This window comes from Sphingobacterium sp. UBA7249, from assembly GCF_002472835.1.
Classification (GTDB): domain Bacteria; phylum Bacteroidota; class Bacteroidia; order Sphingobacteriales; family Sphingobacteriaceae; genus Sphingobacterium; species Sphingobacterium prati.
Genome location: NZ_DKST01000025.1, coordinates 317,755 through 333,709, shown reverse-complemented (window position 1 = coordinate 333,709; position 15,955 = coordinate 317,755). Strand labels below are relative to the sequence as shown.

At 39.8% G+C, this 15,955-nt stretch carries 8 protein-coding genes; 7 read left to right on the top strand and 1 reads right to left on the bottom strand.

Going from position 1 to position 15,955, the window contains the following annotated elements; translation table 11 throughout:
- Positions 1–143 precede the first annotated feature (143 nt).
- The 7 genes from B4A24_RS18015 (at position 144) to B4A24_RS17985 (ending at position 15,186) form a co-directional block, all read left to right on the top strand.
- Positions 144–2,504 carry an ABC transporter permease gene (locus B4A24_RS18015; protein ID WP_293946419.1) on the top strand — a complete coding sequence of 787 codons (2,361 nt, stop codon included), beginning with the start codon at positions 144–146 and terminating at the stop codon, positions 2,502–2,504.
- A gap of 19 nt (positions 2,505–2,523) precedes the next feature.
- Positions 2,524–4,902 carry an ABC transporter permease gene (locus B4A24_RS18010; protein WP_293946418.1) on the top strand — a complete coding sequence of 793 codons (2,379 nt, stop codon included), beginning with the start codon at positions 2,524–2,526 and terminating at the stop codon, positions 4,900–4,902.
- A gap of 53 nt (positions 4,903–4,955) precedes the next feature.
- Positions 4,956–7,346: an ABC transporter permease gene (locus B4A24_RS18005; RefSeq protein ID WP_293946417.1), complete on the top strand. Its 2,391-nt coding sequence runs from the start codon at positions 4,956–4,958 to the stop codon at positions 7,344–7,346.
- A gap of 29 nt (positions 7,347–7,375) precedes the next feature.
- Entirely contained in the window at positions 7,376–7,657 is a 282-nt protein-coding gene (locus tag B4A24_RS18000; RefSeq protein ID WP_293946416.1) for a hypothetical protein, read from the top strand.
- A gap of 17 nt (positions 7,658–7,674) precedes the next feature.
- Complete coding sequence (locus B4A24_RS17995; protein WP_293946415.1) at positions 7,675–10,059, top strand: ABC transporter permease; 2,385 nt, start codon at positions 7,675–7,677, stop codon at positions 10,057–10,059.
- Between the two features lie 297 nt (positions 10,060–10,356).
- Entirely contained in the window at positions 10,357–12,762 is a 2,406-nt protein-coding gene (locus B4A24_RS17990; RefSeq protein WP_293946414.1) for an ABC transporter permease, read from the top strand.
- 27 nt (positions 12,763–12,789) lie between these two features.
- Positions 12,790–15,186, top strand: a complete 2,397-nt coding sequence (locus B4A24_RS17985; protein ID WP_293946413.1) for an ABC transporter permease — start codon at positions 12,790–12,792, stop codon at positions 15,184–15,186.
- A 141-nt stretch (positions 15,187–15,327) separates the two neighbouring features.
- Here the strand turns inward: B4A24_RS17985 and B4A24_RS17980 are convergent, their stop codons facing one another.
- Positions 15,328–15,933: a hypothetical protein gene (locus tag B4A24_RS17980; protein ID WP_293946412.1), complete on the bottom strand. Its 606-nt coding sequence runs from the start codon at positions 15,931–15,933 to the stop codon at positions 15,328–15,330.
- Positions 15,934–15,955 lie beyond the last annotated feature (22 nt).

Genomic DNA, 15,955 nt, shown 5'->3' with positions numbered 1-15,955 from the left:
AATCCTAAAAATCAAAACATTACATTTATGGCAAACGAATTGAATTAACCATTTTCTATTGTGCACGACCATGAATACAGCTATCCATTTGGATAAATGGATTATGGACTAGTAAATTATGAAAAATTCAAAATATCAATTCGATGATAAAGAATTACCTTAAAATTGCATGGCGAAACTTGTGGAAAAGCAAAGGCTACTCTGCAATTAACATCATTGGGCTTTCCATTGGTATGGCTGCTGTACTGATTATTGGCATATGGGTGCAAAACCAGTTGCAATTCGATAATTTTTACAGCAATAAAGATCGTCTGTATAAACTTTGGAATAAATATGAAGATCAGCAGAAAATCAGTTTAAACGATATCACCTCGGGACAAGCGTCTCAAGCATTATTGGCAGATTATCCAGAAGTTGAACATGCTACGCGGATGTACTGGAGTACAACCAGTCTCATGTCTTTTGGCAACAAGAGGATCAAATCTAAGGGAAACGAAGTTGACCCAGCTTTTATACAGCTATTTGATTTCAAACTTCTTAAAGAAAATAGCACACATCCTCTAAAGGACACAAAAAATATCATCCTGACTGAAAGCCTTGCCAAAAATATATTTGGAAAGATTGATCCAATAGATAAGACGATTCTCCTGGACAATAAGGAGTCTTATATCGTATCAGCAGTTATGCAGGACCTCCCCACTAACACTAATTTCGATTTCACCTATCTGATTCCTTTAGATAAAGCCGAAAATTATTCATCGGGCTGGGGCTCAAATACATTTTTTACTTATATCAAGTTGAAAGAAGGAACCGATGTCGATCTCTTCAATAAAAAATTAGATAATATACTTACGAAGAAAACAAATGGTGAAGTAAAAGGTTCCTTATTTCTTTATCCGATGTCCAAGATGCATCTGTATTCAAAATTTGAACAGGGTATTGCTGTTGGCGGAAAAATAGATCAGGTCAAATTGGTTGCAGGTATTGGTCTATTGATATTATTGATTGCCTGTATCAATTTCATCAATCTCAGCACGGCAAGAAGCCAAAAAAGAGCGAAAGAAGTCGCTATACGCAAAGTTATAGGGGCTCAACGTTTCAACTTAATCGGCCAATTCCTTACAGAATCTGTACTATTAGCCTTTATTTCAGGGATATTTGCTATAGCATTGACGATACTGGCTCTTCCTTTATTTAATAAGATTCTAGATACCCCCTTAGCCCTACCACTCGGAGATACGACAATTTGGTTTTCCTTAATTGGTTTTATCTTCCTAACAGGAATATTGGCGGGATTATATCCGGCATTTGTGCTCTCCGCCTTCAAACCGATAAAATCATTAAAATTATTCGGACGGTCGAAAACCTTTTATCTGGGTTTCCGAGAATTATTGGTAGTTTTCCAATTTGGTATTGCCATTATACTCACGATAGCGACTATAGTTGTGCACAAGCAAATTGAATATGCCGGCCAGCGTCAAATCGGCTATGAGAATTCACAGCTTATTGAAGTACCTATCGAAGGTGATATGGAAAAAAATTATGAGTCTATTAAATCTGAATTAATCAGTGCAAATATTGCCGAGGCTGTTACCCGTACAGGTTGGTCAATTACAAAAAATGCAGCTAGTTCTAGTGGTAGTTTTCTATGGCCTGGGGCCACTGCAGAGCAAGCAAAAAAAATGGGCTTTGAACTTGGCCGAGCTGAAAGTGACCTTGTTAAGACTCTTGGATTAAAGCTCATTTCTGGTCGTGACATCGACTATGGTAGGTTACCTGCAGACAGTGCTTCTGTACTTGTCAATGAAGCTGCTATCAAAGAAATGAAGTTGGAAAATCCAATCGGAAGTTATCTCAAATGGGGTAATAAAAACTATACTATTGTTGGCGTAATTAACGATTACATTACGGGGTCTCCCTATAGTTCCATCCCCCCCTTATTAATATATCCTTCAAAAAATTGGATGTTGAATATGGTTATCCGCACCGCTCCAAACAGATCTATGGAAGTTAACCTAAAACGAATTGAAAAAATTATTAAAAAATTCAATCCCGCGTATCCGTTCGAGTATCAGTTTGTGGATCAAAAATTTGCCGCTAAATTCAAAGACCAACAACAAACAGCCCAGCTCGTTTTCATCTTTTCGGGGCTAGCGATCTTTATTTCCTGTCTGGGTTTATTTGGACTAGCATCATATATCGCCGAGTTGAGGACCAAAGAAATTGGTATTCGTAAAGTTCTGGGCGCCTCAGTAAGCGGAATTACAGCGATGCTATCCAAAGATTTTGTCAAGCTTGTTATTATTTCTATTCTAATTGCTTCACCTATTGCATGGTGGGCAATGAATAAATGGCTGCAGGATTTCTCTTATCGAATCGAAATACAGTGGTGGGTCTTCGCTTTGGCAGGTGTCTCGGCCTTACTGGTCGCCTTCGTGACGGTAAGCTCGCAAGCAATCAGAGCGGCAAATCACAATCCGGTGAAAACATTGAGGGACGAATAATTATTTCAAGATAAACAACATGATCAAGACATACATCAAAATCGCGTGGCGGAATTTGTTAAAGAACAAAGCTTTTTCGGTAATTAATATTCTCGGTCTGGCTATTGGCATGGCAGGTGCTTTACTTATCGCATTGTGGTTACAGAACATGTTAGGCATGGATCGATTCCATGAGAAAAGTGACCGACTTTATATTATAAGTAATCGAGACATCTATCAAGGCGAATTACAAGCTTGGACAAATACACCTAAAATAATGGGGCCTACACTGAAAAGTGATTTCCCTGAAATCGAAAGTTTTACGCGTATCGAGCAAGATGATAAATTTCTAACAAGCTACGGTGATAAAAATCTAGTTTCAAGCGCCAGCTTTGTCGATCCCGGCTTTTTCAATATGTTCAGCTATCCATTACTTAAAGGAAATAAAACCAATCTACTTAAAGATGCGAATTCAGTTGTCATTACGGAGCAATATGCGAAGGCTCTTTTTGGTGACAATGATCCAATAGGAAAAACGATCAAAATAGAATCAAAGTATTTGGTAACTGTCCAGGCGATCATAAAATCCCCATCTAACTACAGCAGCTTACAGTTTGATTATCTGCTTTCGTGGGATTTAGCTAAGAAAATGGGCTATGTAGATGAAAATTGGTCTAACAATTCAACCTATACCTACGTGCTGCTACGGGAAGGGACAACATTGGAAAACTTCAATGCTAAAATCAGACTTTTCAGCCAAAACCATATCAATGTAGGTGACAATGAAATTAAGTCTACAAACGAAATATTTGCTTTTCCTTACAAAGATACCTATTTGTATGATAGAAGCGAGCAGGGAGAATACACGTCCGGTCGTATACAATTAGTCCGTTTGTTTACCTGGATTGGCGCTTTCATTTTGCTTGTTGCCTGTATTAATTTCATGAATCTCAGTACAGCTCGCTCCGAAAGAAGAGCCAAAGAAGTTGGCGTACGCAAAGTAATCGGTGCTCAACGAAAAAGCCTTATCCTACAATTTATTGTCGAAAGTATCTTGATCAGTATTGCCGCAATGGCACTTGCACTTGTATTTATTGTATTGGTGCTCCCCGCTTTTAATAATTTAGTTGAAAAAAATCTTACGATTTCTATTCTGTCAGGTATTACCTGGTTGTTTCTAGTTGGCTTCACGTTGTTCACTGGAATATTGGCAGGAAGTTATCCCGCATTTTTTCTATCCTCATTTAAACCTTTGAAAACACTAAAAGGGAAATTGAATACTTACGATAAGGGAATTAGTATACGTTCCATTTTAGTTATTGTCCAGTTTAGTCTTGCCATTATTCTAATCATTGCTACAATCATTGTTTATCAACAAATCCAGCACACAAAAAATCGAGATAGAGGGTATAATGACAATGGATTGTTAGCGACCAAATTTTCAGGAACACTGGAAAAAAACTATCTGAGTCTCAAGAATGAATTATTAACTAGCAACGCTGTCATTGCAGTATCTAAAAACATGTCCCCTGTGACAAATCGTTATAGTAATGGTTGGGGATTTAGCTGGCTAGGAAGTACTGAAAATGATAAAAAATTCTCTTTCGACCGTTTTAGTACCGATGCCGATGCGATTAAAAACTTAGGTTTTAAACTCATAGCCGGACGGGATATTGATGCGTATAAATACAAGACAGATAGCGCAGCGATATTACTTACAGAGTCTGCCGTAAGGAAAATGCGTCTGACAAATCCAGTTGGCCAAACGGTCAATGGAGATGGTAGAGATTGGACAGTCGTAGGAATAATCAAAGATTTCGTCATAGAGTCTCCTTTTCAGGAAAGTTATCCTATGATCATTCTAGGTCCGCATTCTTGGTTTACCACGATTCATTATCGTTTGAATACGAATCGCGGCATCGCAGAAAATTTGAAAACAATTGAATCAATCTTTAAAAAATTCAATCCGGACTATCCTTTTGAATATCAGTTTATCGACAAAACTTATGAGCAGAAATTTAAAGAAACAAAAGCAATCGGCACGCTTTCTATGGTATTCGCGGGATTGACCATCTTTATTTCATGTCTCGGTCTTCTCGCATTGATCGCATACATGGCCGAAACCCGGATGAAAGAAATTGCGGTACGCAAAGTCCTCGGAGCAAGTGTTGCACAAGTAACTTCTTTGCTGTCCGTGGACTTTATTAAATTGGTGATAATTGCTATTCTGATTGCTTCACCAATCGCCTGGTGGGCCATGGACAAATGGTTGCAGGATTACAGTTACCGTATCCAGATCCAATGGCATTACTTTGTTATTGCAGGATTAATGGCGATATTAATCAGCATGGCAACCATAAGTTATCAAGCCATTAAAGCAGCGCTTAGCAATCCGGTGGATAGTCTAAAGGACGAATAATCTATTGTATAACACACTCATTTTTACCAATCGTTTTAACCATAGAGAAGATAATGAATACGTTAAAATTAGCCTTCCGTAGCATAATTAAAAACAAACAATATACTTGGATAAACGTGCTGGGTTTAAGTATTGGATTCAGCTTATGTCTTCTCGTATTTGCGGTGGTCATTGAAGAAAATTCCTACGATAAAAGCTGGAAGAATGCAGACAACCTCTACCGCATCGTTACTATTGACTCAACAGCAGGGCTTGAAAATCAGATGCCGCAGACATTTGTTAATTTAAGCACCGAACTCAAACAGCTATTTCCAGAGATTCATAATGAAAGTTTTATCGACTCCAGAGATATTTACTTAAAAGTAGGCCCAAATTCTTCACAATCAATTGCCATACATGCTATGAACGCGGAAATAAATATATTGGACATGTTGGGGATTAAGATTCTTGAAGGTACGCCCAATCAACTCATTCAAGGAAAAACAAATCTGCTGATCGACAAAGAATTCAAAGAGAAGTACTTCAAAGGAGAAAATGCCATCGGAAAAGTCATTCAAAGTGCGGATCCATATGCTAATAAAACATACGATTATGTCATTACTGGTGTTATGGATAAGCTGCCCTACAATTCCACCTTCAGAACTTCTGTGATAACGTTACTTCCCAAAATATCAATGGAATTAAGCCGAGATGGATCAGGGTACTATAGACAACAGTTTTTACAATTGGCCCCAGGTACATCAAAAACAGACCTCGAGAAGAAAATAAATCGATGGTATAGCGATTTTCTCAACCCTGAAGTAAAAAAAGCAATCTCCTTTCGATTGCAACCTATTCATGATATATACATGGAACCATTGGCCTCCAGCGAAATCAGTGGTAATCCAAAAACAACACATATTTTTATTGGAGTGGCTATTCTAGTATTTATCATTTCCTGCATCAATTTCATTAATATCTATGCCGTAAGAACAATAAAAAAAATAAAAATCCTCAATATTCACAAAGTACTTGGTGCTAGTCGAGCTCAGATTATCAAACGATTACTATTAGAAACAATATTGATATTTTTTGCTTCTGCACTATGTAGTGTGGTTCTTTTTAAAATAGGCTTATCTCAACTTGAGCAGTATCTAGGCTATGATCTTGCCTATGTCAGGTCCGTGCAACTGTCCTTACTATCGTCCTTTCTTATTGTATCCATCTTCCTTGGGCTGATGGTCGGATTTTATCCTGCATGGTTGATCTCACGAATTAAAAGTTCAGATGCGTTGAAAAACAAATTATCAAGAATTCCCAATGCGGAGATCTTTATCAAAAAAATGCTGATTACCATACAGTTTAGTATTTCTATTGTAGTCATCATAGGATTGATTACCATCAAGTCACAGCTGGGCTACATGCAATCATCCCCCTTGGGCATAGATGTCGGAAATGTATTGAATGTAGCGCATTTCAATACAGGTACAAAGAGGACAGCAGTAAAAGATCAGCTTAGTGGACTTGTTGGCGTCGATGCAGTCAGCATCGCTAAATGGACGCCTAGTGCAGGATCAGGTTATATGGCAAAAACAATCGTAGACAAAGACAATCCGGAAAAAAATATCCAAGTGAGTTTCATTGGCGGTGATGTTGATCTGTCCAAGACGTTGGGAATCCAGCTGATCAAAGGACGATTATTAACTACTAAAGATTATGCTGCAGTAGTAAAAGGAAAAGGGGAAAATGATGATGTCAATAATGCGCTTGTAACGGAAAGTACTGCAAAAAAATTGGGTATAGACAAACTCGACGTACTTTACAAAGATCTTCAAATTATTCCAGTAGGTATAGTCAAAGATTTCCATAGTGAATCTTTCCAGAAAAAAATGGTACCGACAGTAATCTTAGCGAGAGAGTTTAACGGTAGCAGCAATATCCTTGTGAAAGTGAAAGCGGGACAGGAACAGCAGGTCTTTAAATCAGTGTCTAAAATCATTCAAAATGCCTACCCAGAGAAACTTGTTTCATTTAAATGGGTTGATGAATTAATTGCAAAACAATATGAGAAAGAGAACAAACAAGTGCAATTGTTTATCTTATTTAGCGCATTGACACTATTGATCTCCGCCTTGGGAATCACAGGATTGATTATGCAAAACCTAGAACAACGCACCAAAGAAATCGGAATACGTAAGGTTTTGGGTGCCACAATTGCTGATATATCCCATCTCTTTTCAAAAGATTATCTTATCATAACGACCCTTGCTATTTTGATTTCCAGTCCAATAGGATGGTATTTTTCACACAAATGGCTAGAAGATTATGCCTATAAAATAGAAGTACAATGGTGGTTCTTTATTACTGCCGGACTCTCACTTTTATTTGTCAGTATGATTACTGTAAACATTCAAACCATCCGTGCAGCGTTAGTCAACCCTGTTAATAGTTTAAAGGACGAGTAAAATAAATGTCATCAACAATACAACCCATTATGATTAAGAATAATCTAAAAATAGCGTGGCGGAATCTAAAAAGAAATTCTGCCATCTCGATCATTAATATCACTGGGTTAGCCTTGGATATTGCAATCTGTTTGCTGATAAGCCTATATGTTGCTGATGAGTTCAGTTTTGACCGTTTCAATACAAATGCGGATCGAATTGTACGTGTGGTCTTCCGCGGTACGGTAAAAGGGGGAACGATGAATGAGGCTCATGTCATGCCCCCGGTGGCGGCAACAATGAAGGCTCGACAAAAACAATGGATATTGTAAACGCAACACAATAAATTATGATCAAAATATATTTCAGATCAGCGCTACGGCAACTATTGAAACATAGCTACTATACCTTTCTAACAATTGCCGGTTTAGGTCTGGCAATTGCATGTAGCTTATTTATCTATACCTATAACAGCTTCCAATATAGTTTTGATCAGTTTCATACCGATAAAGATCGTACCTTTTTAGTCGTAGAGGATCTCAAACTAGAGCAGGTCGAGCATAGCAAAGGCGGATCCTATGCCATGTACAATGCTATTTCACGTGAAATTCCACAAGTGGAACGAACGGCATTGTATATGGATAATAAAGACCTGACGCTACGGATAGCGGATCAGTTATATAAAACGGAGGGCAAAGCCGCTTTTGTTTCATCGGAATATTTCAGCACCTTAAATTTCCCCTGGCTAGCGGGATCCCCAAAAGATCTGGATCAGCCTAATACCGTCGCGTTGACCAAAACAATTGCCAAAACTTATTTTAATAACGATAACCCCCTGGGCAAAACGATCCTGATCGACAGCAAATTTCCAGTGAAAGTTGTGGGTATCATAGATGACCGTAACAAAAATTCAGACTTTCGTTCAGAAATCTATTTTTCGCAAAGTTCTGTCGCTACTTTATGGCAGATCCCTAAAAACGATGGGTTCTTTAACAATTGGGGCTATTCCAACTCAAGTAATAATATCCTTGTCACCTTAAAAAACGCCGCCGATAAAAATACCGTCGAGCAAGCCATACATGCGTTGGTTGCCAAGTACTGGCACAAAGATGTACTACAGACATTCAGTTATAAACTCTTGCCCTTAACAAGTTACCATTTTGACACAGATTACGGAAAGGGAACACAGCGTACACTCCTTGGTATCTTGGTCGCAATTGCAATCGGAGTCAGTATCATGGCTTTGGTCAATTACAGCAACATCACCTTTGCCAGACAAATGAACCGCAGTGTAGAAATGGGCGTTAGAAAGGTGCTGGGCAGTTCCAAAAGACAACTCTATATTCAGTTTCTGATCGAAACCCTGATCCTGACTGCCGGTGCTATTATCTTCGCCTTAGTTTTATTGCTGATCTTTTCCAATTGGGCAAATCAGGCTCTTTTTCCACATGAACCCGTGCAGATTATCGATCCCCGTTCATTTATAGCTATCATTGGTATCATCTGGATTTTAACAAGCCTATTGACCTCCACCTATCCCCTCATTTTTGTCAACCAGATGAACATCCTGCAGGCATTGAAAAAGCTGACAATAGGCTCCTGGAGCTTGAGCCGCAAAACGCTTATTGTTTTTCAGAATGTGATCGCCATGACACTGCTGATCGCCACTTTCGTTATCATTTTACAGGTTAATCACCTCAAAAACACAGATATTGGATTCAGCAGGGAGCAGGTTATTCTGCTTCCGTTCACAAAAAAAATGATTGAATCAAAAGCGAAAATCGCCCATTTTATCAGCAATAGAACCGATATTCAATCCTATACTTTTACCGATAATCCGCCTTCATCTGAAAAGGTATGGGGCGGAACCATCCAGTTCGACAACAGAACGGAATGGGAGAAATGGCCTGCCCGATACGCTATCGGGGATTCAGCTTATATCAAAACTTTTAACATCAAATTATTGGCAGGAAGAAATTTCAACGACAATCCGCAGAAGCCTGAATTTCTGATCAATCAGAATATGGCTACCACATTAGGCTTTAAAGATCCCAATGACATTATAGGCAAGTCTTTAAATGCCGGAGGGCTGAATGAAGAACAAGCAGGAACAATTGTCGGTGTTGTTGCGGACTTTAGCACCAATTCATTGAACGAACCCATCTCCCCTACGGTAATCGGGTATAACGAAACACGATTAAAAAATGTAGCAATTAAATTGAAGGGTAACGACTATAAGCTGCTCGTGAAAGATCTGGAACAGCAATGGAAAAACTGGTATCCAGATGAAGTGTTCCGATACAGATTCTATGACCAGCAGATTGGTCAGCTTTACAAGAAAGAATCATTACTGGAAAAACTGATCTGGATCGCAGCTATTGTTGCAATAAGCATCAGTATGCTCGGTTTTTTGGGGGTGCTCTCCATCAATATCCTGAAACGGACAAAAGAAATCGGAATCCGAAAAGTGTTAGGTTCTTCGGTAACAGGTATTATTGTATTGCTGTCACAAGATTTTTTCAGATGGATAACAATCGCCTTTGTACTTGCGACACCGCTGGCTTATTATCTGATGAACCGCTGGCTGGACAATTTTCCCTTTCGGATCAGCATGGGCTGGTGGATCTTTGTATTAGCTTTCTGCGTTGGACTTATTCTGACAATAGCCGTGGTAGCCCTACAATCTATAAAAGCGGCTACAGCCAATCCTGTTGACAGTTTAAGGGACGAATAGAAAGGCACGATCAAACAAGGTAGTAGCAATACTATTGATAGCTAAAGATATACCAAGTTTACCTGTCTGGTTATTTGCTATCCGTTCGGGAAATCGATGAGATCAAGGTGTTCACGGGTGTACAATGACTGTCCGAAATCGGACAGTTTACGCTATAAAAGAACAACTTTAAAAAACTAACAATCAACAAAATACAGGCTTGGCTAAGGATTTGTATTATCGTATACAAATTAACGAAAACCGAAACCTGCGTCCGGTCGGTTTGCGGTGATGGAAATAATCTTTATACGAGTGACAATGACTTTTACAAACTTCAAGATTGCCTGGCGGAACATTCGAAAGAAAAAAATTCAAAACCTGATCAACCTGATCGGATTGACTCTTGGTATTACCTTTTTACTGCTGGTCGGGGCCTATGTATGGGATGTTCATCAGGTAAATAGTAAGATCAAAAATATAGATCGGCAATTTTTATTACAAAGCAAGTATAAGAAGGAAGGATTTGGAATCAATTTGACCACAATCGGAGCGCTCCCCAAAGCCCTGTATGAAGAATATCCAAATTTAGTGGCCAACTATTATCGTATCGATGGATTAACAGGTATTATCGCTAATGGTGCTACGATCCATGAAGAAGGGATGGCCCTCGGAGATCCTAGCCTTTTGACCATGTTTGGTTTTGAACTTTTAGAAGGTAATCCGAAGACCGCGCTGAAAAATCCCTTTTCTGTCGTGATTACTGACCAGGCCGCCTTAAAATATTTTGGAAACGTAAATGTTCTGGGAAAAACCTTGCAGATTAAAAATTTCAAAGGCGAAAAACATGATTTTGAAATCACTGCCGTTATAAAAACTGCTGTTCAAAATGCGGTCATGGATTTGACAAAGGATATGCATTCCGATATCTTCCTGCCCATTGCCAACGAACAATACTTCGGCAGATCCGTGGATAACTGGAATAATCCTTACATTGCAGGTTATCTCGAATTGAAAGCCGGGGTGACGACACAACAACTGGATGCGGCGATTCAAACGCTGGTACATAAAAACACCGATCAGGAATTCGCCAGCCAATACAGCCCCGACCTAAAACCGTTGAAAAGCTATTATCTAGATGATAATCAGAGCGCTGTCCGCAAGATGATTCAGACGCTAATCTGGATAGCCATTTTTATCCTGGTCATGGCCATCATCAACTTTATCAATTTTAGTATTGCACAGCATATTACGCGATTGAAGGAAATCGGCGTGCGCAAGATTATGGGCTCCTCCAGACTACAATTGGTAAGGCAATTGCTGACAGAGTATATCCTTATCGTAACTATTGCAGCTTTGATCAGTCTGCCCATCTATAGCATGTTACGTCCTTTGTTTGCACATGTACTGATGCGTAAGCTGCCGTCTCTGATCAATTTACCGATCTATTTTTTTGGTTTATTGGGTCTGTTAACCATAATGGTCGGGGTACTGGCAGGGCTATATCCGGCAATTAAACTGTCCAATATCAAGATACTTCCCTCGGTCAAAAATCAGTTCTCCGTATTGGGCGACAAGCAATTGGTTCGAAAAGTGCTCTTATTCTTTCAGTTCGCTGTTGCGCTTCTCCTATTAGTCTGTACCTTGATTATCTCCAAACAGGTTCATTTATTTATAAACAGTAATTTAGGATACAACAAGGATTATCTATTGACGGTACAAGCACCAAGGGACTGGTCTGAGGGTGGTATCCGGAAAATGGAGACCATCCGGCATGAGCTGCTGCAGGAATCAGCGGTTAAGTCCGTGAGTCTTTCCTATGAGACTCCCGGACTGCTGGGCTTCAATATGCAGCCTGCATTTGGCCATAATAACGATACCGATATCCAGGTACAACGCATTACCAGTGACGGTTACTTTCTGGAAACTTATGAAATCCCGCTATTGGCAGGTACCTTTTTACCGAAAAATGCGGTGGACGGTGCCACTAATCGACCCGTTGTTATCAACAAAAAAGCCATGGAAGATTTCGGCATCAATAATGTCCAAAATGCGATCGGTCAACAGATCGCGCTAAATGATCCAAAAGATAAGATGACCATTGTGGGCGTTACCGATAACTTTGTCGCAAATTCTCTCCATCGGGCATCTCCGGCGATCGTCTGGACAGATATCCATGAGAGTTTTCAATACCGATACCTAAGTATCCGTTTAAAACCGGGCCAACTGTCCAGCGCGGTGCAAGGACTGGAAAAGAAATGGAAAGAATTAATGCCTGATGCACCATTTAAATATCAATTTATGGATGACCGCATCAAAGGTCTATACGAAACGGAGCTGCAACTGCACCGAGCAGCACAGATCGCGAGCGCTGTTTCACTTTTGATCGTCGTGTTGGGATTGACTGGCCTGATCTCCCTATCGATTCATCTCCGTAACAAGGAAGTAGGTATCCGTAAAGTCCTGGGCGCTTCATTAGCACATTTGATGCTGTTATTTTCAAAGGAGTACTATGGCATATTTTTGTTGGCGGTTTTGGTGACAGTCCCATCTAGCTATATGCTGATGCAACATTGGCTACAGAACTATATAATCCGGATAGAAATCAATACATTAACCTACCTGTTGCCACTGGGCATACTGCTGAGCGTACTTGGCCTACTGGTAGGCTTCATCGTATTCCGTGCCACCCGATTTAATCCGGTCGAAAAATTAAGGGATGAATAATGTAAGAAACCAATCCATATAAACAGTATGATAAAGAACCATCTTAAAACCGCTTGGCGAACATTGATGCACAATCGTATCTATTCGCTATCAAACCTTGTTGGTTTAACCATTGCGTTGCTGGTATTTATGTTAATCAGTTCACTTGTCGTTGATGAGCTTTCCTACGACAGACAATGGAGCAACTCCAATGAGCTCTACCGAATGCGAATAGTGCCCAAAGAAACAAAGGAAGGTGTCACAAACAATATTTCAGGAGCTCCTGAAGGTATATCTGCAACATTAAAAGCTAATTTTCCGGAAGTACTTGATTATACTTCGATCAATTCATTTTCACCAAAATTAACAATAAGCAAGCGCTCAAAGCAGTTTACCGAAATCAATACGCTGGAAATCGACAGCGGTTTTTTCAATCTTTTTGACACAAAAATCATCGCAGGCAATCCGAAACAGATTATTGCTGGCGCAAAAAATATTACATTGACAGCCTCCGCAGTACAAAAATACTTCGGCGGTAAAGACGTGCTCGGTAGCACATTCTACAATAAACCACAAGAAGGGGAACCCGAAGCTTATTATGTCAATGCCATTATTGAGGATATGCCCTATAATTCTTCCTTTCAGGCAGAAGCCCTCGTGCTAATGCCTAAGGTGAATGAATTCAATCCCGAAAAAAGCGGTTCGCTGCAAAACCAAATTCTATTGCTCAAAAGCACAACTGATATCAACAGCTTTTCAACCAAAATAAACAAGTGGTATAATGCGCAGAAACTGGATGATTGGGCGAAAGGACACAATCTTTTTATTGAACCCATCAAAGATATACACTTACAAAGTATTACAGGATGGGAGAACCCCATGCAAGATATTTATCTGCTGGCAGGAATAGCGCTCTTGATCCTTGTATTGGTCAGTATCAATTACATCAACCTGAGCTTTGCACACGCTTTAAAACGCACACAGCAGATAGGTATCCGCAAAGTGTTGGGAGCAAGCCGAAAAAATCTGATCATGCAAATGGGCCTAGAGAGTACCATACTCTTTGCCGGCTCTTTTCTGATTGCATTTTTTTGTTATGTGCTTATCAGTCCTGCATTTGAACACTATTTAGAACATCCATTGACCATGAGCTACCAGCACTCCTTATTCATGTTTGTTGGACTACTAACCACTTGGATCGTTCTGGGCTGGCTTTGCAGTTTACCTACAGCCTTGTCACTATCAAAAACACAGCCGTCTCTGGAACTTCGGAAGCAGCTTTCTTTCTTTAGACTTCCGCTCAATATGGCATTTACCAAAGTACTGGTAGTTGTCCAGTTTGCCATTGCCATCATCGTAGCGATCTGTATGATGTCCATGCGAGCGCAATTGCATTATTTGTACAACAAAGATCTTGGCTACGAACCTAAAAATCTTTTGGCCATCAACTATACCTCCTGGGAAGGAAAGGATCAGGCCTTCAAACAGGAGCTATTAAAAAATTCGTACATCACCTCGGTCAGTCTCACAGGCTGGACTCCCTTTAGTGGGAGTGTGGATTTTAAAACAGTAAAAGACCCCGATAATCCGAACAAAGAACTTCCCGTTGTATTTGTCTATGCGGATTATGATTATATCAAAACAATGGGCATAAAGCTTCTCGACGGCCGGACTTTGAGTGCAGACTATGCGCTGGACAGACCGTTTACGGATTCGGTACACAACGGACACCCGGTCTTTACAAACATGCTCATTTCCGAAGGGACCGCCCAGCGGCTATCTTTAAAACTCAATAGGAGCAACGAGCCTCTAAAAAATACGCCGGTGGGCGTATTTAAAGAATTTAACGGAGCGAGTTTAAAGTTTCCAATCGGTCCTTTTGCGATTAAGGCACAAAAGGAATGGGATGGCGGCTGCATGCTTATCCGTGTAGAAGAAGGTAAGAAAAAGGAAGCTTTAGCCTTGGTAAACAGTACCTGGAACAAATTTTTTCCTAACCGGATCGCGCAGATCAACTGGCAGGAAGATCAGGTACAGCATCAATATAACAAAGAGAAAAAACAGTACCAGCAATTGGCACTTTTTACGGGTTCCAGCATGATGATTGCTATCTTAGGGATTGTAGCTATTGCCATTTATACGCTAGAGCGACGGGTGAAAGAAATCGGTATCCGTAAAGTGCTCGGTGCTTCGGTAAATACGATCACTTATATGATTTCCAGATCCTTTATCATACTTCTGCTGATCGCTATTCTAATCGCTTTCCCCATAGCATGGTGGTTTACACACAAATGGTTGGAAAACTTCTACTATCATATTGACGTTCCGATCGCTCTATTTATTTTCACGGGATTGCTTATTGGTTTGACGACTTTAACGATTATCGCTGTCCGGATATTCCAAGCAGCCCGTATCAATCCTGTCAATAGTTTACGGGATGAATAAAAAAACAAGCCGTAGGTTGTCGAAGTTCAAAAGTGCATTTATTATTAACCTGTTGGGAATAGAAGTTTATAATTGGTGTACCTACGGCTTAGGATCTTTGTAGCAATTTCTAGCTGTTCAAAGTGAACAGCTAAAAATTGCTTATTTCTTTTCAGTCGATTCCGCGTGAGCTGCTAAAACATAGACAACCCCATATGGAGATTCTTTCCGAACAATTTTGCGTTCATCAGACAGACTGAGCAGATCATCTAGCACCTTCATCAGATTTTTGGGGCGAATGTATTTTTCCAGCTTCTCGCAACATAACTTATGTACCTCATAAGGTTCTTTTTCCTCGCTAAAATATCCTGCGTCAATTTGCCCATCCAAAAAAGCCGCTATCTTTTCCCCTTCATCCGCCGTCGAACTTTCATAAGGATCAATATCGTGACGGATGTCTATTAACTTAAATTCGGTTACTCGCTGTTCTTGCTCCTCATTAACTTTATATAGCTGGTAAATAACCCGGTCAGCCAATTTTGTCATATGCAATTCATACATATACTTTTGTGACGATAATTCAACTCCGAAAGGCAACATTGCATTCATACTATTTATTTCTAGTATAAGATGCATTAACCAGAGATCATCAACACGGGTCGATTTAATTTTGAAGGTTTCTACTTTTTTTATAAAATCCAATGGCTTACCCATCAAAAAGGAAACTTCTTCGGGTGAGAGGTGCCGCGAGATACGGTGTAATATCATCCGGTAAAATATCAATATTTCT

Coding starts and splice junctions, on each gene's coding strand:
- B4A24_RS18015 (WP_293946419.1), top strand. CDS start 144: ATGATAAAGAATTACCTTAAAATTGCATGGCGAAACTTGTGGAAAAGC.
- B4A24_RS18010 (WP_293946418.1), top strand. CDS start 2,524: ATGATCAAGACATACATCAAAATCGCGTGGCGGAATTTGTTAAAGAAC.
- B4A24_RS18005 (WP_293946417.1), top strand. CDS start 4,956: ATGAATACGTTAAAATTAGCCTTCCGTAGCATAATTAAAAACAAACAA.
- B4A24_RS18000 (WP_293946416.1), top strand. CDS start 7,376: ATGATTAAGAATAATCTAAAAATAGCGTGGCGGAATCTAAAAAGAAAT.
- B4A24_RS17995 (WP_293946415.1), top strand. CDS start 7,675: ATGATCAAAATATATTTCAGATCAGCGCTACGGCAACTATTGAAACAT.
- B4A24_RS17990 (WP_293946414.1), top strand. CDS start 10,357: ATGACTTTTACAAACTTCAAGATTGCCTGGCGGAACATTCGAAAGAAA.
- B4A24_RS17985 (WP_293946413.1), top strand. CDS start 12,790: ATGATAAAGAACCATCTTAAAACCGCTTGGCGAACATTGATGCACAAT.
- B4A24_RS17980 (WP_293946412.1), bottom strand. CDS start 15,933: ATGATATTACACCGTATCTCGCGGCACCTCTCACCCGAAGAAGTTTCC.